Source organism: Lacrimispora sinapis (assembly GCF_043633585.1).
Lineage (GTDB): Bacteria > Bacillota > Clostridia > Lachnospirales > Lachnospiraceae > Lacrimispora > Lacrimispora sinapis.
Genome location: NZ_CP141832.1, coordinates 804,967 through 828,851, shown reverse-complemented (window position 1 = coordinate 828,851; position 23,885 = coordinate 804,967). Strand labels below are relative to the sequence as shown.

Below are 23,885 nucleotides of genomic sequence, written 5' to 3'. Positions count from 1 at the left end.
GCAATTGAAACCATGTAATCGCATAGAAAAGAACGCATCCAGAGTATATTCCTGAATGCGTTCTTTTTTATTCCGCAAGATTTTTTAAAGTATCCCCCGTAACCCGGTAAACCGTCCAGCCCTCCATAGGTTCTGCGCCCAGAGAACGGTAAAAGTCAATGCTTTTGGTATTCCAGTCCAGACAGGACCACTCCAGCCTTCCACACCCTCGTTCCACTGCAATGGAGCCCAGTTTTTTGATCAAAGCCTTCCCAAGTCCATATCCCCGGTATTCAGGCGTCACGTATAAGTCTTCCAGGTAAATTCCTGCTCTGCCTAAAAATGTGGAGAAATTATGGAAGAACAGAGCGTATCCTGCTTCTTTTCCATCGGCCATCACAAAAATGACTTCCGCTTTTTTCTTTTCAAAAATCCATTCCTCTAAAATTGCTTCTGTTGCAACAACCTCATCAAGCAGCTTTTCATACACTGCCAGTTCCTTGATGAAATCCAAAATTAATCCGGCATCCTTTTTTTCTGCATAACGAAACGTAATCTCCATTTCATTTCCTCCTATATGTAATCTGTTTGATTTATTTTAAGATTTCTTTTCTAACGCCTTCTTGATTCTTGGTATCATCTTTTTCGTGTAGACATAGCCGCTTTCCATACATTCCTCCATGCAGGAAAAGGTCAAAAGCCCGGCTTCTTTTGGAAGGGGAGGGGTCAAAAGCAGGACCTCGCCGCTGCTGCCGCAGTCTTTTAAATCTCTGCTCATAACCGTAAATGAATTATAAGCAATCTCAATAATGGATTCATCATGAGGCTTTTTATACTTTTCGCCAATATCCACACCAAGAACCTTAGGCACTCCTGCGGCAATCAGTAAATCCACCGGAAGATTATTGGTCACTCCCCCATCTACCAATAGGAAATTCTTCATGGTTCTTGGACAAAAGATTGCAGGAACGGAACAGCTTGCCATCATGATATCACACAAAAGTCCGCTCCTCTCCCATTTCACATGTTCTAAGGCGAGGGCGGACAAGGGAATCTGCTCCTGAAACAGATTGGTGAACACCACTGTTTCCCCGCTGTTGATATCCACTGCCGGAATCAAAAGACCTTTGCACTTTCCCTGGATGTCCAGTTTTTTTGTCAGATCGCAAAGAAAATGCTGCATACGGTTCCCCTTGATCAGCCCGCTGAGCGTTGTCTTTTTCCCGAAAATGATCTGAGGCAGGAACAACGCAATCCCAAAAATATCCGGGTCAATGAGCCCCTTGCCATGTCTGGCAAGCCACCGTACCGTTTCTCTCATTTCTCCCACTCCCATACCAGATGCGTAAAGCCCTGCCACGATGCTTCCGGCACTGGCCCCTGCGATCTGGTTCGGAAGCATCCCTTCTTCCTCAAGAGCGGTCAAAACTCCCACATGGGCCGCTCCCCGGGTACCTCCGCCTGCCAGCGCCAGTCCGTAATCAGCCATTTTCAATCTCCTCGCTTCTTCGCTGAGTTTTAGGAAAATTTATGCTTTTTTGCAGGGATTTATGACTGACCACCTGATACAAAGAAGAACAGCTCTTAAGTATGCACTCTGTCAAAGAGCTGCATTCCCACTAAGACTGTTCTTCCATTTTCGATTATTCAAATGAATTTATGATGGGATCTATGACTTTACTTTGCATAATAAGCATCAATTCCGTCTGCAATCCCTTTTGCAATTTTATCCCGGTATTCCTCTGTTGCCATCTTTTGATCCTCTTCCGGGTTGCTCATAAAGCCCATCTCAACGATAGTAACCGGTATCCTGCACCAGTTTATGCCGCTCATGGAGTCGCTCTCCTGCACGCCCCGGTTCTTAAAACCGGTTTTGGCTGCAAGTGCGTCCACTACGGCTTTTGAAAGAGCCGAGCTTTTTCCGTAAAGATTTCCATTGTAAGGATTCTTAGAGGTCTGGCACATGGTAAGTGCCCCGTGGATGCTGCTGTCATTGATGGAATTGGCATGGACTCTGACAAAAATATCAGCACCGCTTTTGTTTGCCATCTCGGCCCGTTCTGCATTGCTGATATTGACCTCATTGGTCTCCCGGATCATATAGACCTGATAGCCCCGGTCCAAAAGCTCCTGTTTGAGCTTTAAGGAAACTGCAAGGGTAAGCTGATATTCCGGAATCCCTGTCTTAACTCCCTGAGTGCCGGAAGCTACCTTGGCCTTCTTCTTAGAAGAACCGGGAGCAATTGGTTCCTTCTCGGAATTGCCTTTCGCCTGATGCCCAGGATCAATGGCTATGACTTTGCCTGCTCCGCTTCCTGTCACCGAAGGTGCCTGGCTTTCCTTTTCTACCACTGGTTTTTCCTTTGACACGTATCGGGATGAGATATAGCACACCTTGTCCTGATAGGCAACCCGGCTCCAGGTACTGCTGTAACCGGTCCTTTTTAAGGAAACTGCCTTGTCCAGCGTTGTAAGAATCTCCCCGTCAGAGGATGGAGACTTTCTTACATTGACCTGATCTCCTGTCACATAGACGGTCTCATCGGTTCCCTGAAATGCAGGTGCCGTCTCTTTGGTAACAGCCGCTTTATGGGAGCTTGTCCCTGCATTACCGGAAGTGTCTTCCATGGGGACAGGAACTGCCCCATTAACTTGCTCAGGCAGACCGCCCTTTGCCTCTTCCACCGTTGGCCCATCCACCGCTTCGTACTTCTTTTGACAGCCAAAAAGCATGGCTGCACAGAAAATGACAGCAAAAAGGAGGAACCATCCTCTTTTTTTCCTTCGCTTCTTCACAGTATGGTTCCTCCTCCGACAACGTAATCGCCGTCATAAAATACAACGGCCTGTCCAGGTGTAATGGCGCGCTGCGGTTCCTCAAACTTACATTCTACCACTCCGTCCTCCGCTTCCCTGATGGTGCAGCGGGCGCCTTTATGGCTGTAGCGGATCTTGGCAGTCACCTCCATAGGCTCTCCATGAAGTCCGTCGATGGCCATCCAGTTTAAATAACCGGCCCTTAACGATTCGGAAAAAACGTCTTCTCCATCTCCGATCACCACTTCGTTGGTCTCAGGACGTATCTCAACCACAAAAACAGGATGTCCCATGGACAGATTCAGCCCTTTTCTCTGGCCGACGGTATAGTGGGTGATTCCTTTGTGCCGTCCGATCACCTGTCCGTTCAAGTCCACAAAGTTGCCTTCCGGTACTTTTTCTCCGGAATTCTCTTCAATAAAGCCAGCATAATCGTTATCCGGGATAAAGCAAATCTCCTGACTGTCCGGTTTATGGGCCACCCTGAGGCTTATTTTTTCAGCAATCTCCCTGATCTGGTCCTTGGTATAAGCCCCCACCGGCATCAGCGTGCGGGATAATTGCTCCTGGGTCAGATTATACAGCGCGTATGTCTGGTCTTTTGCAGCCGTCACCGATTTCTTCAATGCATACCTTCCGCTTGGCAGCTGCTCTATCTGGGCATAATGGCCGGTGGCGATATAATCCGCACCGATATCCAGACTCCTCTTTAACAGAGACTCCCATTTGACGTAGCGGTTACAGGCAATACACGGATTGGGGGTCCTCCCCTTCTGGTATTCTTCTACAAAATAATCTATGACGCTTGATTTGAACTCTTCTTTAAAATTCATGACATAATAAGGAATACCCAGATCCCATGCAACACGTCTGGCATCATCCACGGCACTCAGTCCGCAGCAGCCTCCGTTCTCTTCCTGGGTCTTGGTATCCTCGTCCTGCCATATCTGCATGGTAACGCCGATGACGTCGTATCCCTCTTCCTTTAAAAGCCATGCGGCTACAGAGGAATCAACGCCTCCCGACATTCCTACTACTACTTTCGCTTTACTCATAGCTTCACGTTTCCACTTTCTTCCGCCGGGTAAGCAAAAGCCCGGCATCTTAATATTCTTCTTCGATTTCTTCCTCACCGATGTCGGACTTGGGTTTCTTTAAACCGTCGATTTCAATTCCGTGCTTGGTTGCATAATCCCATAATGCGGCGTGAATCGCTTCCTCTGCCAATAAAGAACAGTGTATCTTCACTGGTGGAAGCCCGTCGAGTGCCTCACAGACAGCTTTGTTGGTAACTTCCATTGCTTCCTTTACTGTCTTGCCTTTTACCATCTCTGTGGCCATACTGCTGGTTGCAACTGCAGCACCGCAGCCAAAGGTCTTGAATTTTACATCACGGATAACCTGATTTTCATCAATATCCAGATACATTCTCATGATATCGCCGCATTTCGCATTGCCTACGGTACCCATACCGCTTGCATTCTCTATTTCGCCTACATTTCTTGGATGTTCAAAATGATCCATTACTTTTTCTGTATACATATTCTATCTTCTCCATTTCCAGGTAATAATGTCCTGTTGTTACTGATCCACTGCTGCAGAGACTCCTTTTATTTCGCCTGATGCTTGATATAGTCCTCATAAAGCGGTGACATGCTGCGCAGCTTTTCTACGATTTCTTTCACGGATTCCACTACAAAATCCATCTCTTCTTTTGTATTTACCTGATCCAGGGTAAGACGAAGGGAACCATGAGCGATCTCATGAGGAAGTCCGATCGCGAGAAGCACATGGGAGGGGTCCAGAGAACCCGATGTGCAGGCAGAACCGCTGGAACCGCAGATTCCTTTCATATCCAGCATGATAAGAAGTGACTCTCCTTCAATAAACTGAAATGCAAAATTCACATTGTTAGATAGCCGGTTCTTACGATGACCGTTGATTCTCGTATAGGGAACTTCAGACATCACGCGCTCCATCAAATAATCCCGAAGCCCGGACTCTTTTTTGATCCTCTCATCCATCTCAGCTACTGCAAGCTCTACAGCTTTTCCAAAGCCTACGATGCCTGGGACGTTCTCTGTTCCTGCACGCCGTTTTCTTTCCTGTCCGCCGCCGTGAACGAAAGAGCGTGATTTGATGCCGGTACGGATATAAAGAAAGCCAATGCCTTTCGGTCCATTGATCTTGTGGCCGCTGGCACTGAGCATATCGATATGATAATCATCCACATGGATGGGCACATGTCCAAAAGCCTGGACTGCATCGGTGTGGAATAAAATGCCGTGTTCTTTTGCTATTTCGCCAATCTCCTTAATGGGTTCGATGGTTCCGATCTCATTATTGGCAAACATAATTGAGATAAGAATGGTATCCGGCCGAATGGCCTTTTTTAACTGATCCAGTTTTACGACGCCGTTCTCATCCACATCTAAATAGGTGACATCAAAACCGCGCTTCTCCAAATACTCACAGGTGTGAAGCACCGCATGATGCTCGATCTTGCTGGTTATGATGTGTTTTCCCTTTTCCGCATAAGCTTCTGCTGTCGCAATCAATGCCCAGTTATCTGACTCAGAGCCTCCTGCTGTAAAATAGATCTCATTTGATTTTGCACCAATGGCACTTGCGATGGTTTCTCTGGCTCCTGCGATGGCCTTCTTTGAGATCCCGGAAAACTCATATACGGAAGATGGATTTCCATAATATTCCGTAAAATACGGCAGCATGGCTTCTACGACCTCTGGTCGTGTTCTGGTCGTTGCTGCGTTGTCAAGATAAATCAATTGCTTCATATTGTTAGTTCCGCCTTTCTGTAGTCCTAAAGTTAAAAGCTTCATCTACAAACTCTATTATACACACATTTCCTAGAATTTCAATAGGAATGATTCTCATTATGAATATGTCATGAAGAAAGAATCCAATCCATATATTTATAATAATTATCATTTTCAGGAGATTTCATGAATGATACGCTTAAGATTCCGCGAAAATTGTCTCCAACCAAATACGCTTTATTGACCGGAACCCTGCTTTTGACTTCCGCCGGGCTCATTACCCGGGTGCTGGGCTTTTTTTACCGGATCTTTCTTTCCAGAACTATCGGAGCGGAGGGACTTGGAGTCTTTAATCTGATCCATCCGGTATTTGGCATCTGCTTTGCCTTATGTGCCGGCTCCATTCAAACTGCCATATCCCAGTCCGTAGCCGCCAATGTGAGAAAAGGCCGTTCCATTTTCCGCACCGGTTTGATCATTTCCTTGACTATTTCCGTGGTTCTGGCATACGGTATCATCCAGTTCAGGGATATGATTGCCGGAAATATCCTGATGGAACCCCGCTGCGCGCCTCTTCTGATCTTTGTTGCTGTTTCTGTACCATGCGCCGCCATTCATGCCTGCATCAACGGCTATTATTACGGTATGCAGCGTCCCCAGGTTCCAGCCTTTGCCCAGATCATGGAACAGAGTGTGAGGATCGGAGCCGTATTTTTAATTGCGGATATTATGATCCAGTCAGGCATCACCATCACCGTACAGCTTGCTGTCTTTGGACATTTGATCGGAGAAATCGCTTCCTCTCTTTATACGGTCACCGCCTACCGGTTCTTTCCTCCAAAGCTGGCTCCTGGCGTTACCCACGTTTCCTCCGGTTTTCGGGAAACGGCACCGGAGCTTATGCATCTGGCAATGCCTTTGATGGGAAACCGGCTGGTTTTGAATGTTCTTGCCAGTGCGGAAGCCATCCTTATTCCAAGCCGGCTTCAGATGTCAGGGCTTACGGACTCGGCAGCATTATCTGTTTACGGTGTTCTGACCGGAATGGCTCTGCCTTTTATTTTGTTCCCATCTACAGTATTTAATTCATTGGCAGTGCTTTTGCTTCCTGCAGTTGCAGAGGCCCAGTCTGAGGGAAATGACCGCAGAATCGGATCAGCCATTTCCATGTCCCTTCGGTATTGTCTGTATGTGGGAATCCTGTGCATCGGAATTTTTACTTTATTTGGCGATGATCTGGGGGTCAGTGTATTTAAAGACAACACCGCAGGCAGCTATATGACCATTCTTGCATGGCTGTGCCCCTTTCTTTATCTGGTCACCACCATGGGCAGCATCCTAAACGGGTTGGGGCGGACCTCGGTAACCTTTATCCAGAATGTAATTGCCATGGTGGTCCGTCTCCTTTTTGTCCTTTTCGGGATTCCACGATTTGGAATCTTTGCTTATCTGGTGGGTGCTCTGGTCAGTGAACTCCTTCTGGCTCTCCTGCATGTTCTAACCTTAAAGAAAAAAGTGGAATTTACATGGAACGCCTGGGATATGATCGCAAAGCCGGCAATTCTTATGGTTTTGGCAATCGGAATCTATTATGCCGCGTTTTCTACAGCTGATCCTTTCAGCGGGCTGCCGCTCTTTATAAAAACGGCAATACATATCATAATTTTATGCGGCTTTTATCTGCTTCTTCTGGTTGGAGCCCATATATTGAAAGGCGGAAAAACGGAGGACTTCTAAGGGAATAAAATCTGCCAGGCAGCATTGGTATTCTTTTGCCTGGCAGATTTTCTACGTGATGAATGTCTTTTCCTGCACTATTTTACAGAACTTTTGTTACACAGGGAACAATTGGCACAATCCGCGGGACTGCAATGGAGCCCTGGTCTTTGAAAGGGTTCTATGGTGAAACCACAAGTCTGCAGTGGGTACGTTTGATCTTCGATCTTGACTTCCTCTGTATCGTAATCAAAGCTTACCTTTAATCCGGATACCGTAAGCACGTCGTCATAAAGCGGATGAACTTTAATACGGGGAGAATGCTTGATGATTTGTTCCTCCTCCGTCTGCACATAAACCGAATGGTCGCAGGTAATGAGAGACTGAATCCGGCCAGCTTCTGTAAAGGAAAGGGAATTGCTGTCCGCATTGATTCCAATCTGGTCCGGATCATAGGCTGCCATGGTTCCGATGGGAGTTTGCACCATGACTGGATTGGAGGGTTCCACGGACTTTAAGCGTCCTGACTCATATAAGGAAACTCCTACTTTTGTTTCTATCACTCCCACCGGAGTCTGAATGACGACATTTTCTCCCGGAAACAGAGTGATACTTTTGATATCACCGCTTTCGTAGAAGCAGATTCCATTGATCATTGCCCGGAATTCGGAAAATCCCAGGTCAAAGGTAAGAGGAACATTTAATTCCCGCTCCTCTTCTTCGGTCCAGAAGCCGCTGAGCTGTCCATCTAAAACAAATACCCGGTGCAGCTCTCCCCCGGGATAGAATTTGATGCGTTCTGCCGGAAGTTCCCCAATGGGAGTCGTAATCTCCTGCTGTTGTTCCAGCGCTACGCTCATGACCATGCCCTGTCTGTTAAATTCAATGGACGGCCGATTCTTTCGTCTGTTATTTTCCGTATAGGCAGGAACCAGTTCTCCTATTTGTGTGAGAATCATATTTTTCTCGGAAAGCCGTACTCCATACAGTTCTCCTGTGGGGTGGCAGGAGAAAGAATCCACCCCTCCCAGGATTCCAAAGGGAGTCTGCAGCTTTTTATCATCTAATACCATATAATTTTGCATCTTTTTCCCTCCCGCTAGCATTGCTTTTTTGTTATGGTTACATATGAAACTCCATCTTGTAACCGGACCTTTTTTTCAAGAGTGGAGTCATGCTCCAGCCATGGTGGAATATGGGCACAGATCAGATGAAGTTCTAAAAAAGGAGTTTGTTTCAGAAAAGAGACCAGTGCCTTTTTGGAAGAAACCTCCGGGCACTCCTTCTGCAAGTCCAGCAGATTCAGATGATAAATTCCGGGAGTACCTGTTTCTACAGGCCGTGCATTGCGGATCATTTCTTCTTTCATTCGCTTTTTCTCATCGCTTTCTTTTAACTCGGTTATCACGCCCTCAAAGGTTTCTTCCCCCGCTTCTTCCGTACAGAAAATCCCATAGCCTTTTTTATCAAATACGGAAAAGGGAATTCCGGTTATTTCTTTGCAAAGTATGGCTTTCGCATCCTCTGCATACACTGCAATGTTTTCCGTTTCCTGCCGCAGTTCCTTTACGGTATTTCCTTTTACCGGGGGAAAACTGACGGTCTTTACAAGAAGCCAGGTTTCATCCTGTTTTTCATAGATTTCTACTCTGTTGCAATGAAGAAACGCCTCCATTTTCTCATCTCTTTTGAATACCGCTATTTGATCCATTCACACAACCCCTTCCTTTTTTAACTTTCTATTTCGATCACCTTTCCATGGATCAGCTTTGCAAGAAATTCTTCCAGTTCCAGCTGGGCATCTTCCTCATCTATATTTTTTTCAGCTGACAAAAGAGAGACCAGCTCCGTAACCGCGGTTCCCCGCTCCAGACTGTTCCATAAAAAAATACAGGTCTCATTGACAGACGGAAGTCCGTCTAAGGAACCGTTCTGACTGTCTCTTTCATCAAAAATACAAAACTCCCCCCCAAGTTCCTTTAAGACATATCCAGGTTTCAGCTTCACATTCCTGATCTTCATTTCAACCCCTCAACCTTTCTATATCCACACCGTTTTTTATCAGTTCCAAATCTTCCCGGTCGTACCCCGTACTCACCATCACCGCTCCTGTTGTCAGCCACATGACCATCAGACCGCATACCTTCCGAAGCATTAATACCAAAAGCCAGGTGCTGATTTCTTCCCCGTCCAGACTTTTGCTTATGACCTGTGCAAGCATTTTTTCTGCTTCGGATTTGAAAGAAACAGAAAGCAGGTCTTTGGTATGGTATATCCCATAACGCTCTATAGTCTGGGCATAGGCAACGGCATATTCGATTCTTCTTTTTTCTTCTTTGGACTGAGAAAGTGTATCCCCTCCGGCATAAAGCACCGGTGCGGTCCCGTTTAGGGCAGCGAGCCGTTCTCTTAGTTTCTGCTTGTCGTAATAATTGGTTTTTGGATCCCCGATTTTCTTTTTTATGTCTACGATTCGGTTACGGACCATATCCCGGTCAGCATCCCCTTCTATTACCGTGTACGTCCCTGCTGCCGTTAAAACGTTTGCCTTTCCAAGCATCTGCAAAGGGATCTCCTCTATGGAGCATGGGTACATACCATCAAACACTCTTGTATCGGTTAAGACTGCCACATCCCCCATGATATCTTCTTTTCTCCGCCCTATGCCAGGTGCTTTCATTGCCCACACATGGAGACGGTCTTTTTTTACATTGGCAGACAAAAGGGACAGGGCCTCTCCTTCAATCTGATCTGCGAGAATAAACAGCTTTTGCTGTCCCAATTTCTGAAGCAGAGGAACCAGTTCCCCAAAGGAGGACAGCGGACGGTTTACGATCAGGACCAACACCTCAGAAAACGTCCCAGACTCCCCCACGGTAAGCGGACCGTCAAGGTGCATTCCTCTGGTGATCTGAAGCCTTGTGTCCGCATACATGGACTCCTTTACCACCAGTTCCCCGGCTTCAGTGCCTTTTAGTATCATTCGGGCAGTTTCAGGGTCCCTGGTGATCTGCCCGATCAGCTCTCCTTTTGACTTTCCGGAAAAAAATGATCCGTTTAAGACGGCTGCTTCCAGTGAGTCTGCCGCCTGTTTTAAATCCTTTGCCAGGAAAACCGGATTAATGCCCGAAGCCGCTTTTCGTTCACAGACAGAAAGCAAAGAGCCCATCATGCGGGCGGTCTCTCTGGTTCCGCAGCCTGTAACCTCATTGATCTCGCTTATGGCGGCACAAGCGAGCCTGATTCCCTGGTTCATAAATAAGTCTTCTCCTTCCAGTTCCTTTGCCACCTCTGCCGCGGAAAAACAGTAGGTTCCTTTTACCAGAATTCCGCCTTCCAGGGAAAGCGCACGGCAAAGACTTCTAATTCCTTCTGCGATCCTGCTTTTTCCGTCCTCAAATCGAATCTGACGTATCATCCGTTTCCCCTCCGTTCATAATGGATTGTAAAAGACCTTCTGCTTTTTTAATATCCAGACTGTTCACTAAAAAATCAAATTTCCTGTTGGCTCCATGTACAAATTCATAGAGGTTGCAGTTTCCTGCCCGTTCCCCAATCCCCATTAAAGTGCCGTCAACCATATCCGCTCCCGCAAGTGCCATGACCATGGAGTTTGCTACCGCCATTCCAAAATCATTGTGTTCATGGACCTCCACCTGAATCCCGGTCTGCTTGATCTCCCCAATCATTTCCCTTGCTCTCCGGGGGAATAAGACACCCACCGTATCGGCTAACCGGATGACTTCCACGCCCTGCTGCCTCATAAGCCGGATTAAAGAAATTAAAAATGCCACATCAGCCCTTGATGCATCCTCCAGACCTACGGTTATGGGAATGTTATAATCCTTTGCCACTTGAATGCATTCCTGGAGTGTATTTTCAATCCATTTCTTATTTTTTCCAATTTTATTATAGATCTGTGCATAGGATACCGGCGTTCCAATGTGGATTAAATCCGGTCTCTGTCTGGCGGATTCTTCTACGTTTCTGGGATTTAATCTGGACCACACAGATATCCTGGCCTGTTTTTTCCGTTTCATGATCTCACTGATGTAGTTCATTCCTTCCGTTCCGGTATCATAGATTCCGGCCTCAATCTCATCAATGCCGATGCGGTCTAAATAAAGAGCCAGCCTGATCTTATCCGAGGGAGAAAATACGATACCGGGACACTGCTCCCCGTCACGCAGGGTGGTATCAACTAATTTGATTCTTCTCTTCATACACATCACACTCACTCATTATGTTTAAAAACTCTTCATCGGTTACTTCTCCGCCTTTTTTTATGCTTTTACGCTTCACCAGATCCAGCAGCTGGTTCACATCATAGCGTCCTTCCAGATGAAGCTGCTTTAGCTTATAGCGTATGGAGGTTCCTCCGGAATGCTTTCCCAATACCACTTTTCTCGATGCTCCCACAAGCTCCGGAGGAAAGGATTCATAATTGGAAGGCTTTTTTAAGACCCCATCCACATGAATGCCGGATTCGATATGAAATATTTTCCGCCCGATCACCGGAGTATGGGAGGACACTTCCGATCTGGTCATTTGTTCAAAAAGAGTCCGAAGTTCGGTCAGCATTTCAAAGCTGTGGTTTGGTTTGTATCGCTCCACCACCCGCATGGCTAATATCACCTGCTCCGTTGCCGCCTTATTGCCGATTCCGGTAAACGTCGTCATCACCGTTCCGTTGTGATGGTACTGTAAGAAATCTGCTGCAATGGCAGATGCACAGTAATAAGAGTCCTCCGGGTACAGAATGGGGGAGACCCGCATAAGCAGTTTCATGCCCCGTTCATATATATCCCTGCTTTCATAGATCAACAGATCATCAAGGCCGGTAAGCCTTAATTTCTGATCCTGCTCAATGCCCTCCAGACCCTTTAATTCAGAGATGTCATTGACCTGGATATTTCGGATGCCCCTTCCCGTACCGTCACAGAAGGAGGAGAGAAAATATCCAACACCCGGATATTTACTGCTCTCTCTTAAATTAGGAAGCTCCATATAATAGATAGCGCCTTCCGGCAGTTCCCCATGGATGAGATGGTAAACCCTTGGCGATATAACAACACCGGAAACAGAGAGACGAATCAACGTCTTTGCAAATTCCAAAACCAGTTCCTTTGTCAGTGAATATTCATCCAGCATAGCAAGTGTGGCATCTATGATCTTCATCATGAAACAACCCCTCCTTTTTCCGTTCGACCCTGTCAGATCATCAAATCTGCAACCGGTGTTCCTCCTTCAAAATGTTCGTCAAAAATCCGTTCCACGTCTTCTTCGGTCACATTCCCGTACCAGACGCCTTCCGGGTATACCACAACCACCGGGCCTTTTTCGCAGATTCCAAAGCAGCCCGTATTATTAAGGACCACTTCCCCCGATAATTCCCGGTCTTCGATCTCCTGCATAAAGGACTGGATCAAGTCCACACCGCCTTTCTGATAACACATTCCTTTTTGGGTTCCGTTTACTCTGCAGCTGGTGCAGATCAATACATGATATTTGGGCTGTACCATTTGACTCCTCCTCTTTCCTTCTTTACATGGCGGCGGCGGCCTTTTTCACCGCATCTTCAATCATGTCATATGTATTTACCGGTTTGATGCCAAGCTGTGCCAGCTTTTTCTTTGGCTCCATGCCGATCCGCATGGCGATGACACCATTGCAGCCTGTAAGTGCCTTTAACAGCTGTTCCATTTTATCTTCTTTCTCTCCGCAGGACTTCTCTCCGGCACAGTACTGCTCCACCTTCCGTTTTCCTGCGAAACGTACTTCTCCGTTTTTATAATCGTATAAATAAAATTCCTTTGCATGCCCGAAATGTGTATCAACGATCACGCCGCTTTTTGATGCCACCGCAAACCGGTAGCTTATAGAAACAGGAGCGGATTCTTTGGGTTTCTCTGATAAGAATTCTTTTAACTCTATGGATTTGTCATCGGTAAGGGTACCTACCGCATCTGCCCGGCAGTGCTGACAGTGATACATCTGAGGCATGATCTCCTCGCACTGTTTTCTCAGTTTTGTCAGCTGTTTATTGGAAATAGGCTCCACGCGTTCAAATGCGCTCCCTTCCACCGGAATCATCTGCATGATGTTGGTGATAAAGCATCCCATGGATTTTACGGTTTTTACCACTTCCGGCACATGATGGTCATTGATTCCTTTGACCGTCACGATATTAACCTTTACAAGAACACCGCTGGCAATCAAAAGCCGGATTCCTGCAAGCTGGTTCGCCACCATAATGGCCCCTGCCGCATCTTCCCGGTACTCTTTTCCCATAAACCGGATATACTGGTACATCTGCCCGCTGATATGAGGGTCCACCGCATTTAAGGTGACCGTTACATGGGATACGGAAAGTCTTGCCAGTTCCTCCGCATACATGGGAAGCTTTAACCCGTTAGTGGAAAGGCAGAAGGTCACATCCGGGTCCTGTTCTCTTATTAATTCAAAAACTGCTTTTACACTTTCCCAGTTTTCCAGAGCCTCTCCCGGTCCCGCAATGCCCACGACCGTTAAGTTTGGCATTTTTTTCTTGACCAGAAGATACCGTTTAAGGGCTTCCTCAGGGGTAAGGACGGAGGAAGTCACTCCCGGACGGCTCTCGTTGGGACAGTCAAACTTTCTGACACAGTAACTGCACTGGACATTGCAGGCGGGTGCTACCGGGAGATGGATTCGGGCAAATTTGTGGCCTTTGCAGTTGTAGCAGGGATGCTCCAGGGTCTTGCGTCTCATCACTTCTTCCTGTGCGGCGATACTATTTTTCTGCACCATACCTTGCTCTGCTTTCATCTGTTCTTCCTTCTTTTTTTCACCAATCAGACCATCTTTATAATACTTGTCATATAGTGTCTTCCTAAACGTAGTTTCTGTGGTATCAATCAGCTGATTGGAAATCTCATCCATATACTCCATGGAGCCCTCGTACCCTAGCATTTTCAGCCGCTGGCCTCCAACATGGTCATGGATTGGAAATCCCCTGCGTACTAACGGAAGGTTTAAATCCTCAGCAATCCTTCTTCCATCGGAATTCCCCACCAGAATATTGGCCTGACAGGAAGTGACCATGGCTTCGATGTCTTTAAAGTCTGCCTTGTCTGCAATCTTAAAATCTTCCGCCAGATAACGCGTGCCTAATTTATGGATTTCTGCACCGGCTTTTTCCACAAGTTCCGGACAGGAGGTTCCGGTCGCACACACCACGGGCAGGATTCCGCATTCACACATCATGCGCACCGTAGAATATACCTGATCCGGTTCTCCAAATACAGCGGCCCTTCCGGCGGAATTGTATTTGTGGGAATCAATCATGGCATCTAAATACCGCCCTCTTTCCTTTTTTAGCTCCTGGGGAATTTCTTTCCCGGAAATGTCAGAAAGGATTTTTAAAAAAATGTCCGTATCTCTCAGTCCTACGGGCAGGGGGAGTCTGATATAGGGCACTCCATATGTATTCTGCAAATATTCCGCCACTGAATTCTTCCGCTCAAACCCGCATAATTCCAGGGTCAGCTTTGCTCCCCCCATCCTTTTTAAATCGCGAATATCCGTTCCGTGATGAGGAAGACGGTTATATTCCTTATCGTGGACCCCATCCAGATTTTCAGATAGATCCGGCAGGAGAATGGCATTGATCCCAAAGAGATTTAACATGTTTTTTATGTACCTGGTATCCGCCGGGCTGATGGGGGCTGTCACAACATTCACAAGATTATTTTTCTCCCTGCTCATTTCTATGGAAGAAACAATTGCATAAAGTGCGGCAAAGTATCCTTCATACTGGCTTCCGCCGTATCCCGGTGACGAACAGGAAATGAGTGTAATATCACGGTACTCCGGGTTTTCCTCCAGAAATGTTTCCAGTATTCCCGGAACATCTTCTCCGATGGTCTCGGCCAGACAGGTGGTCATCACTCCTATCATATCCGGGTGATAAAGCTCAATCAGATTCTTTAAGCCCTTTTTTAAATTGTCACTTCCCCCGTAAACCGTTCCCTGTTCCGTCAAAGAGGAGGAAGCAATATCCACCGGTTCATTGTAATGAGTTGCCATATGTCTTCGGATATAAGTCGCGCACCCCTGGGAACCGTGCAGTATGGTCATGCAGTTTTTCAGGCCATAGAACGCGGTAGCGCTTCCCATGGGCATACACATTTTACATGGATTGATATTTAAATTTACGAGAGGTTCTACCTTACTTTTCATTGTCATTCCGCCTTTCTGTCAGCCTGCATAGTCCCATACCGGACTGTTGATGCTTCTATTGATCTCCATGGTGAAGTGATAGACCCCTTCAAAGCCGGCCAACGGGAACTTTCTTTCGTGGTTATGATCGCAAAAGGCAATCCCTAATTTATAGGCCAGAGGTCTTTCCTTTACTCCTCCCACCAGAATATGAGCCCCTTTTTCTCTCATAAATGTCTCTAGCTCCGCCGGGTTGGCATCGTCAAGGATGATGGTTTCCGGCTCCACCAGACTTTCTATTATCTCATAATCTTCCTTCTTTCCGGTCTGTGTCCCAACCACCACAGTTTCGATTCCCATGGCTTTAAACTGGCGGATGAGGGAAATGGCCTTAAAGCCTCCGCCCACATAAATAGCTGCTTTTTTTCCTTCCAGATTTTTCCGGTACCGGTCTAAAAATTCCTTCAGCTCTGCTTGCTTCCTGGAACAGAACTCCACCGCCTTCGCCCTTGCCTCTTCGTCCTCAAGAGCTTCTGCCACTCGGATCAGGGATGAGGTGGTATCTTCAATTCCAAAAAAGCTGACCTTGATAAATGGAATTCCAAATTCCTCCTCCATGCGGTTTGCCAGATAGGTGCTGGACCCTGCACACTGGACAATATTTAAGGCTGCTTTTGGAGCTTCGATCATATCCTCATAACAGGTATCTCCCGTAAAACCGGAGATCACATCAATCCCGATTTCTTTTAAATAGTTTTTGATGATCCACATCTCCCCAGCCAGATTAAAATCTCCTAATATGTTGATGGCTTTTTTCTTTTGCTCACTTTTATATGGAAGAAGAACGTTCATAATGGCGTCACATGCCATACGGTATCCGGTGGATTTATTGCCGGAAAACCCAGGGGATTTGACTGGAATTACGGGTATGCCATACTGATTGGATTTGATTTTGCATAACGCTTCCACATCATCTCCGATCACCCCTACGATGCAGGTGGCATAGATAAAGATCAGTTTTACATTCTCTTCTTTTTCCATCAGCTCATCCACGGCTGCTTCCAGCTTATTTATTCCTCCGAAAATAATATCCGTTTCCTGTAAATCCGTGGAAAAGCTGTTTCGGTAAATATCTTCCCCGCTGGTCAGGGACCCTCTGATATCCCAGGTGTAGCTGGAACAGCCAATGGGACCATGGACGATATGGTATGCATCGGTTATGGGGTTTAAAACAACCCTGGCTCCGCAGTATACACAGGCTCTCTGAGACACGGAACCGGATACACTGTTACTGTCACAGCAGATTCCGCCTTTGGCACCGCTGCAGCTGTCTTTTATTACAATGGAACTTTTTCTGGCTTCCAAAATATTTTTGTTGTTGTTTTCCGTTTCCATGACCATGCTCCTTTCAAATACCACCCTGAAAAAATACAACAACAGGGAGGGTGCGGCTCCCTCCCTGGTTCCTTTGTTCTCTGAGTTACATCACTACATCAAAATCTTCATCTGCCGCATCCCGGTCCTGACGGTCCATCATTGCATCTACGATTTTCTCCACATACCGGATTCCTCCGGCATAGCCCACCGTTGCCTGTATGGGGTTCCCATACCGGTCCAGTACCGGAAATCCCATTCGTACCATAGGAATATCCTCGGCCTTTGCAATCTGCTTTCCATAGCTGGACCCAAGGAGCAGATCTACCGTTTCGTTTTTAATCAACTGGTGAAGATAAAATAAATCCGTATCCGCTTTGACCACATATTCGCTTTCATCGACTCCGTACTGATCCATCAGCTCTTTGATTTCCCGCTCCCACCGTTCTTTGGGCGTCCCGGTGATGATGTATTTGGGACTCATTCCAAGTTCCAGACACAGAGAAGTAAATCCATATACGATATCCGGGTCTCCATAAATGGCGACTTTCTTCTTATATACATACTGATGTGCATCTAACATTAAATCCACCAGTCTGCCTCTTTCGTCTTCCAGTACCTTTGGAACCTCATTCTTTGTGAATTTCTGCAGCTCCATAAGATATTGATCCGTCAGCTTTACCCCTACCGGAACCGGAATGTTGGCAAATGGGATTTTATATTCCTTTTTCATATACTCGGAAGGCTCCAGAGTGCAGTAGGTTCCCATGGAAATCAGCGTTTCGCAATCCCCAAGAGCCTTTATATCCTCTGCAGACGTTCCTGCATGGCTGTGGAAATATTCATTCTTGCCATCCATGGGGTGATCCAAGGTACCGTCATGATCTGGGAAATAAATATACTTTGCCCCCATCAATCCGGCGATCCTTTTTAATTCCCGGTCATCTCCTGGATTGACCCAGCCCGGGAAGATCGCTGCCTTCCCGTTTGGCTTTCCACTTTTTTTGGTCATATACTTCATAAAACCGATCATCATATTAGAAAACCCTTGAATATGGGAGCCTTCATAGGAAGGCGTGCTGGCAAACAAAACCGTCTTGCCTTCGGGAATCTCCATATCCATAATGTAGGAATTCACATCATCTCCGATGGTTTCCGAAAGACAGGTGCTGTGAATGGCCATGATATCCGGATTATAGATATCAAATACATTTTTCATAGCTGTCGTGATGTTGCTGCGCCCTCCAAATACGGATGCACCTTCCGTAAAGGAACTGCTGGAAGCAATGGCCGGTTCCTTAAAATGCCGGCTAAGCACCGTTCTGTGATAGGAACAGCAGCCCTGGGAACCATGGGAATGAGGCATGCACTTTTCTGCACCAAGGGCACAGAACATGGCTCCTACCGGCTCACACGTTTTACAGGGATTGATTGTCATATGGCGTTTTTCCATAATTTCTTTTGGGGTCAATTCAAGCATTAGCCTACACCTCCTAAGGTTCCTTCAATCATAGGCGTGGTTTTCCACGGCGGTTTCACCAGCGCCCAGGCATTGGTATAAAGACTCATAGCAACATCTCTTCCAAAGATCACCGCTCCGCGGAAACCTGCATAAGGGCCGGAATAATCGTATGAATGCATCTGACGGGATACCACTCCCCCATGCTGTATGGCGTATTTATCTTTGATGCCGGAAAAGAATATATCTGGTTTGTATTCCTCAATCAGCTGGTCTGTCTCAAACAGATTGTAGTCATCTACTACCATATTGCCCTTGTTCATATCTTTTATCATACCGTCATATGTATCCAGCTCGATTCCTTCCTCCCGCATCTTTTTCAGCTCTTCTTCCGAGTAACGGTCTTCATAGCCGGGCTCCCGCTGCACCGTTATTTCTTCAATATTTTTAGAATCCGCATCTGCCTTAATCTGAGGGATGATCTCCCGTCCTTCATAATCGTCCCGATGAGCAAACTCATAGCCTGCAATGGTGGTTTCCATGCCAAAATCCTTTAAAAGCATCTGGTAATGATGGGACCTGGAACCTCCTACAAAGATACCGGCAGTCTTCCCTTTTAATTTGGATTTGTAGTATTCCATATCCTCATTAATTTCCGCCAACTCTTCTGCAATTACTTCCTCCGTCCTTTTTATAAGCTCCGGGTCATTGAAATACTTTGCTATCATCCGAAGGGATTTGCAGGTTCCTCCCACTCCGATGAAATTGACCTTGATCCAGTCGACTCCATATTTTGTCTTCATCATTTCCGCTATGTAATTGATGGACCGGTGGCACATGACCAGATTCAAATCTGCCAGATGGGAATTTTTAACGGTCTCATACGAACCATCACCGGTAAATACAGAAACCACTTCATAACCGATCTTCTTTAAAATCCGAACCTGTTCCCAGCCGTCACCCCCAATGTTATACTCTCCCAGCAAGTTGACACTGTATTTGGCCTTTGGTGCTTCTTCCCCTTTTCCGATCACGTAGCGCATCAGGCCATTATTGGCAATATGGTGGCCTGCGGATTGGGATACCCCCTTATATCCTTCGCAGGAATAACCAATTGCGGTAATCCCGTACTTTTCTTCTACCCTTCTTGCTACGGCCTGTACGTCGTCGCCAATGAGACCAATGGGACAGGTGGAACAGATAAAAATACATTTAGGATTGAACAGCCGCATGATGTCATCAATTCCTTCTTCCAGCTTTTTCTCTCCTCCGAACACGATATCCGGCGCCCTCATATCGGTGCAGAACGAATAGGGAACAAAATTGGGTTCTCCTTCATAGGAAGGCTTTGCTTTGTTTCTTCTCGTTCCCCAGGTATAAAATGCACACCCGATTGGTCCGTGGGTGATGACCACAGAATCCTTCATCGGTCCTATCACAACACCCTTGCAGCCTGCATAACAGCAGCCTCTTGCGGTTATGATTCCTGGTATTGCTCTGTTATTAGCAGCAATCTCATCCGGTTTCTCCCCAAATTCCAGCTGTGTTATATGACTTTTCCTGTTTTTAAATACTCTGGATGAATACTTATCCAGTAATAGATCTCTCTCTTTTGCCATAGCCTTCCCTCCCATCAATAAGCGTCTATCGTATGCTCTCCGCTTCTCACGGTATAAGCTTCATAAATCGGAAGCACAAATATTTTCCCGTCGCCCGGATTGCCCGTTTGGTTCGTTTTGATCAAAATATCCACAACGTCTTTTACCTGTTCATCTTCCACAACCAAGGTCACCAGCCGTTTTGGTATCCACCGGTAGGATTCTGACAAATGCTCTCCTTTCAAAGACATAGGAAGTTCTCCATTCTCCAGAACCAGGGTCAGCAGCTCCGGATCAATCTGTTTTTTTCCCCTGCCCAGTACGGATCTGCAGGTAAATGCAGGAAATCCCCCTTCCGCCAAGGCCTTTTTCGTGGGATTGATTTTATTGACACGGATAAATGCCATTACCTCTTTCATTATAATCACTCCTTTCTTTCAAAAGCCTTGCCTTAAAGCCCCTTCTTTCCGGTGCTGATGGTATATGCTTCCTCCATGGGAGAGATAAAGATACGGCCATCCCCGTAATTGCCATCCCCGGTTCTGGCGGTTCTTAATATTACCCTTACCAGATCATCTTTGTCCTCATCGTTGCAGAAAAATAAAAGCATTTCTTTTGGAATCTCGTCGTAATGGATTTCTCCTACGGTGATTCCTTTTTGCTTGCCGCGTCCATAAACATCCATTTTGGTCACTGCCTGAAACCCTGCCTCCGCAGCTTCTTTCATAACATAATCCGCCTTTTCCGGCCGAATGATCGCTCTCACCAATACCATAACAACTTCCCCTTTCTCAATCCCACTTATTCCATGAGTCCATATTCCATCAGGATCTCTTCCAGTTCATCAATTTTCATTGGATTGGGAATCACAAACATTTCATTGGAATCCACTTTTCTTGCCAATGTACGATATTCATTTGCCTGAGCCTCCTCCGGCGAAAAATCAATTACAGTTCTCTTTCTGATTTCTGCCCTCTGAACCGCATTGTCACGAGGTACAAAATAAATCATCTGAGTTCCGATTTTTGCTGCTACGGCTTCAACCAGATCCTGCTCCTTATCTACCTTTCTGGAATTACAGATCAGACCGCCCAGTCTTACCCCCCCTGTTTTTGCATACTTGTAAATACCTTTAGAAATATTATTTGCCGCATACAAGGCCATCATTTCCCCGGAACATACGATATAGATTTCCTGGGCCTTGCCTTCCCGGATAGGCATTGCAAATCCGCCGCAGACAACGTCGCCCAATACATCATAAAATACATAATCCAGATCATCGGTATAGGCACCAAGCTGTTCCAGCAGGTTAATAGAAGTGATAATTCCTCTGCCTGCACAGCCTACTCCAGGCTCAGGTCCGCCGGATTCCACGCCCTTGATCCCGCCATAGCCTTCTTTCATAACTGCATCCAGTTCAATGTCATCGCCTTCGTCACGAAGGGTATCAAGAACCGTCTTCTGTGCCAGACCTCCAAGCACCAGTCTGGTAGAATCCGCTTTAGGATCACACCCTACAATCATGATATGCTTGCCCATTTCTGCAAGACCTGCTGTCAGATTCTGCGTTGTTGTAGATTTACCGATACCGCCTTTTCCATAGATTGCAACCTGTCTCATAACAATTCCTCCTTACATGAAAAAAGAGGCAGAAGGCGGATACATTGGGTATCCTGCCATTCCACCTCTTCGTGAATAGAAAATGAAAAAGTAACTAAGTTTTGTCGACCACTTAGGTTGCTATAACTATATCTGTTTTAATTCCTGAATTCAATACAGCACTATGCACAAATTACAGTCTAATTCTTTTTATATTTTGTATTACATTCCATTTTTGATCTATAACTGCAAAAAAGAGCGGGATCACCAGCTCTTTCTTTTGTACCTCAGTTCACTCCTACCATAACGGAAGTTGCTTTTATAATCGCATACGCATCTTTTCCTACTTCCAGTTCCAGATCCTTTACTGCCGCCATGGATACCGTGGCAGAAATAATGTTTCCGCCTCCCACGTCCATGGTTACCATGGCATTGACTGCTCCCGGTTCTATTCCTACCACTTTTCCCTTTAACTGATTTCTTGCACTAAGCCTCATATGTATTGTCTCCTCCATTCCTCTCCTTTGAATACAACCAACAGATCTTAACTTCTTTTGACACATGGTAATCAATTCAAGTTGTTTTGTCAATCTATTTGTGTAAATACTAATAAAATTAAGACAAAAGCAAAATTTCTTCTTTCGGAAACTGTATAAATAATGGAATACTTTCCTTTCTATCCTGATACATCCAAATCCTTCCGGAAGATTCTGCTTCTGCATTTTGGAAAAGGACCTGCCGTTCAAAGGCCATATCCGTCACTCCCAATAACCGGACCTTCATCACATTTTCCCCCGGCTGTTCTGCCGGGATCAGATGATGTCCCCTGATTCCCAGGTATCGAATCGAATCTCCTATCGTTTCTTCGGTCCTCAGCTTTATGTTCCAGTCCTTTGCATAGAGTTCATGGTCACTGATCCGTTCCACGGAAGAGATGTTTTTGCAGCCGGTCAGCTTTGCTGCCTCCAATATCCCCGGCTTTTTAAAGATCTCCTTTGTCCTTCCGTTTAACAGGCTCTTTCCTTCTGCAATTATTGCCATTCGGTCACAAAATTGATAGATCTCATCTCTGGAATGAGATACCATCAGCACATCTTTTCCATACTCTTTGATAAACGCAAGCATATCCGTCTTCAAAATATCCTTTAAAAATCCATCCAGTGCGGAAAACGGTTCGTCCAGCAGAATCACTTCGGGTGTGCTCAGCAGCATACGTGCCAGCGCTGCCCGCTGCTGCTGCCCGCCCGAAAGCTGGGACGGAATTCGTTTTTCCAGTCCGGTAAGCTGAAATCTTCTTAACATTTCATCAATCAAGGTCCGCTTTTCTTTTTTCCTTTTCTGAATCACGATTCCCAGATTTTCTTCCACCGTCATGGTTGGGAACAGGGCATAATTCTGGAATAAATAGCCCACCTGCCGTTCCCTGGCCGGCAGATTGATCCTTTTTTCAGAGTCAAAAAGAATCTTTCCATTTAATACGATCTTCCCCTGATCCGGTGTCTCGATCCCTGCCACGCATTTTAAAGTCATGCTTTTTCCGCATCCGGAGGCCCCCAAAATCCCCATACACCCGCCATCTGTCTCAAATTCCACATCCATTTCAAAACCGGAAAACTTTTTTCTGATTCTCACCTGCAATGCCATATTATCTCCACCCGCTATTCTTTCTGCCGCCTTTCCCGGATAACAAATTGATCAGTGCTACCATAAAAAAGGAAAGGATCACAATGACCCATACCCAGAATCCTGCAGTTTTCCAGTTGCCTGCTGCCACTTCCGTTGCGATGGCCACGGATATTGTTCGTGTCTTGCCAAGAATATTGCCTGCCAGCATAATAGTTGCCCCGTATTCTCCAATGGCTCTGGCAAAGGCAAGCACTGTGCCAGAAGCAAGTCCCGGAGCTGCGATGGGAACCACAATCTTCCAGAAAATCTTCCGCTCCGACAGTCCCAGCGTTCTTCCCGCATGGATCATGGTCACATCCACCTGTTCAAACGCTGCCCTGGCGTTTCGGTACATAAGCGGAAAGGAAATGACAAAAGCCGCCATCACACAGCCCGGCCACGTTTGTACCATTTTAAAATCGTAATGTTCAAACAGAAATGCTCCGAATGGCCGGCGGAGACTGAATACCAAAAGCAGGAAAAAACCGGCTACCGTAGGCGGCAGCACCAAGGGCAGTGTAAGGATTCCATCTATCATGGATTTTGCCCCGTGACTGAGCTTCATGACATATCTTGCTGCTCCAGCCCCCGCAAAAAACGTCAGCACAGTAGCCAAAATTCCCGTTTTCAGTGAAAGAGAAAGAGGACTCAAATCTATGGTACTTAAAAGTTCCAGCAATCTACTTCACCTCCATTCCTTGA

At 46.2% G+C, this 23,885-nt stretch carries 24 protein-coding genes; 1 reads left to right on the top strand and 23 read right to left on the bottom strand.

Features of this window, described 5'->3' with window-relative positions; all coding sequences use genetic code 11:
- Positions 1-67 precede the first annotated feature (67 nt).
- The 6 genes from VIG27_RS03775 to nifS all read right to left on the bottom strand — a co-directional run bounded on the left by VIG27_RS03775 (position 68) and on the right by nifS (position 5,591).
- Positions 68-541 (bottom strand): GNAT family N-acetyltransferase, encoded by a 474-nt coding sequence (locus VIG27_RS03775; RefSeq protein ID WP_394525329.1) that lies wholly within the window; start codon positions 539-541, stop codon positions 68-70.
- Positions 542-577: 36 nt separating this feature from the next.
- Positions 578-1,468: a patatin-like phospholipase family protein gene (locus tag VIG27_RS03770; protein ID WP_394525328.1), complete on the bottom strand. Its 891-nt coding sequence runs from the start codon at positions 1,466-1,468 to the stop codon at positions 578-580.
- A 188-nt stretch (positions 1,469-1,656) separates the two neighbouring features.
- Positions 1,657-2,775 (bottom strand): N-acetylmuramoyl-L-alanine amidase, encoded by a 1,119-nt coding sequence (locus tag VIG27_RS03765; protein WP_394525327.1) that lies wholly within the window; start codon positions 2,773-2,775, stop codon positions 1,657-1,659.
- The gene (gene mnmA, locus VIG27_RS03760; protein WP_394525326.1) at positions 2,772-3,851 is read right to left on the bottom strand and encodes a tRNA 2-thiouridine(34) synthase MnmA; all 1,080 of its coding nucleotides are present in this window, start codon (positions 3,849-3,851) and stop codon (positions 2,772-2,774) included. The genes VIG27_RS03765 and mnmA overlap by 4 nt, the downstream gene beginning before the upstream one ends.
- Before the next feature lie 49 nt (positions 3,852-3,900).
- Entirely contained in the window at positions 3,901-4,338 is a 438-nt protein-coding gene (gene nifU, locus VIG27_RS03755) for a Fe-S cluster assembly scaffold protein NifU (protein WP_394525325.1), read from the bottom strand.
- A gap of 68 nt (positions 4,339-4,406) precedes the next feature.
- Positions 4,407-5,591, bottom strand: coding sequence for a cysteine desulfurase NifS (gene nifS, locus VIG27_RS03750; RefSeq protein WP_394525324.1), 1,185 nt, complete (start codon positions 5,589-5,591; stop codon positions 4,407-4,409).
- Between the two features lie 168 nt (positions 5,592-5,759).
- Here nifS and VIG27_RS03745 point away from each other — a divergent pair, with 168 nt between their 5' ends.
- The gene (locus tag VIG27_RS03745) at positions 5,760-7,310 is read left to right on the top strand and encodes an oligosaccharide flippase family protein (RefSeq protein ID WP_394525323.1); all 1,551 of its coding nucleotides are present in this window, start codon (positions 5,760-5,762) and stop codon (positions 7,308-7,310) included.
- Positions 7,311-7,387: 77 nt separating this feature from the next.
- On the opposite strand, the gene VIG27_RS03740 is transcribed toward VIG27_RS03745, so the two are convergent.
- From VIG27_RS03740 to modB, 17 genes are all read right to left on the bottom strand, one after another.
- Positions 7,388-8,374 (bottom strand): hypothetical protein, encoded by a 987-nt coding sequence (locus VIG27_RS03740; RefSeq protein ID WP_394525322.1) that lies wholly within the window; start codon positions 8,372-8,374, stop codon positions 7,388-7,390.
- Positions 8,375-8,388: 14 nt separating this feature from the next.
- Complete coding sequence (locus VIG27_RS03735) at positions 8,389-9,000, bottom strand: Fe-only nitrogenase accessory AnfO family protein (RefSeq protein WP_394525321.1); 612 nt, start codon at positions 8,998-9,000, stop codon at positions 8,389-8,391.
- A 20-nt stretch (positions 9,001-9,020) separates the two neighbouring features.
- A complete protein-coding gene (locus tag VIG27_RS03730; RefSeq protein WP_394525319.1) occupies positions 9,021-9,311 on the bottom strand; it encodes a PqqD family protein in 291 nt (96 codons plus the stop codon).
- A 1-nt stretch (position 9,312) separates the two neighbouring features.
- The gene (locus VIG27_RS03725) at positions 9,313-10,707 is read right to left on the bottom strand and encodes a hypothetical protein (protein ID WP_394525318.1); all 1,395 of its coding nucleotides are present in this window, start codon (positions 10,705-10,707) and stop codon (positions 9,313-9,315) included.
- Positions 10,685-11,512, bottom strand: a complete 828-nt coding sequence (locus tag VIG27_RS03720) for a homocitrate synthase (RefSeq protein WP_394525317.1) — start codon at positions 11,510-11,512, stop codon at positions 10,685-10,687. Before VIG27_RS03720 ends, VIG27_RS03725 begins: the two co-directional genes overlap by 23 nt.
- A complete protein-coding gene (locus VIG27_RS03715; protein ID WP_394525316.1) occupies positions 11,487-12,470 on the bottom strand; it encodes a hypothetical protein in 984 nt (327 codons plus the stop codon). Before VIG27_RS03715 ends, VIG27_RS03720 begins: the two co-directional genes overlap by 26 nt.
- A gap of 32 nt (positions 12,471-12,502) precedes the next feature.
- Entirely contained in the window at positions 12,503-12,811 is a 309-nt protein-coding gene (locus VIG27_RS03710) for a 2Fe-2S ferredoxin (protein ID WP_394525315.1), read from the bottom strand.
- A gap of 22 nt (positions 12,812-12,833) precedes the next feature.
- A complete protein-coding gene (locus VIG27_RS03705) occupies positions 12,834-15,509 on the bottom strand; it encodes a nitrogenase component 1 (RefSeq protein ID WP_394525314.1) in 2,676 nt (891 codons plus the stop codon).
- A gap of 18 nt (positions 15,510-15,527) precedes the next feature.
- On the bottom strand, positions 15,528-16,883 hold the full coding sequence (gene nifE / locus VIG27_RS03700; protein ID WP_394525313.1) for a nitrogenase iron-molybdenum cofactor biosynthesis protein NifE: 1,356 nt from the start codon (positions 16,881-16,883) through the stop codon (positions 15,528-15,530).
- Between the two features lie 85 nt (positions 16,884-16,968).
- A complete protein-coding gene (locus VIG27_RS03695) occupies positions 16,969-18,342 on the bottom strand; it encodes a nitrogenase component 1 (protein ID WP_394525312.1) in 1,374 nt (457 codons plus the stop codon).
- A complete protein-coding gene (locus VIG27_RS03690; protein ID WP_394525311.1) occupies positions 18,342-19,940 on the bottom strand; it encodes a nitrogenase component I subunit alpha in 1,599 nt (532 codons plus the stop codon). The genes VIG27_RS03695 and VIG27_RS03690 overlap by 1 nt, the downstream gene beginning before the upstream one ends.
- A gap of 14 nt (positions 19,941-19,954) precedes the next feature.
- Positions 19,955-20,338 carry a P-II family nitrogen regulator gene (locus tag VIG27_RS03685; protein WP_394525310.1) on the bottom strand — a complete coding sequence of 128 codons (384 nt, stop codon included), beginning with the start codon at positions 20,336-20,338 and terminating at the stop codon, positions 19,955-19,957.
- Between the two features lie 32 nt (positions 20,339-20,370).
- Positions 20,371-20,694 carry a P-II family nitrogen regulator gene (locus VIG27_RS03680; RefSeq protein WP_394525309.1) on the bottom strand — a complete coding sequence of 108 codons (324 nt, stop codon included), beginning with the start codon at positions 20,692-20,694 and terminating at the stop codon, positions 20,371-20,373.
- A 26-nt stretch (positions 20,695-20,720) separates the two neighbouring features.
- Positions 20,721-21,545 carry a nitrogenase iron protein gene (nifH, locus tag VIG27_RS03675; protein WP_394527389.1) on the bottom strand — a complete coding sequence of 275 codons (825 nt, stop codon included), beginning with the start codon at positions 21,543-21,545 and terminating at the stop codon, positions 20,721-20,723.
- Positions 21,546-21,805: 260 nt separating this feature from the next.
- Positions 21,806-22,015, bottom strand: coding sequence for a TOBE domain-containing protein (locus tag VIG27_RS03670; RefSeq protein WP_394525306.1), 210 nt, complete (start codon positions 22,013-22,015; stop codon positions 21,806-21,808).
- 118 nt (positions 22,016-22,133) lie between these two features.
- Complete coding sequence (locus VIG27_RS03665) at positions 22,134-23,162, bottom strand: sulfate/molybdate ABC transporter ATP-binding protein (RefSeq protein WP_394525304.1); 1,029 nt, start codon at positions 23,160-23,162, stop codon at positions 22,134-22,136.
- Position 23,163: 1 nt separating this feature from the next.
- Positions 23,164-23,862 (bottom strand): molybdate ABC transporter permease subunit, encoded by a 699-nt coding sequence (gene modB, locus VIG27_RS03660; protein ID WP_394525301.1) that lies wholly within the window; start codon positions 23,860-23,862, stop codon positions 23,164-23,166.
- Between the last annotated feature and the right edge of the window lie 23 nt (positions 23,863-23,885).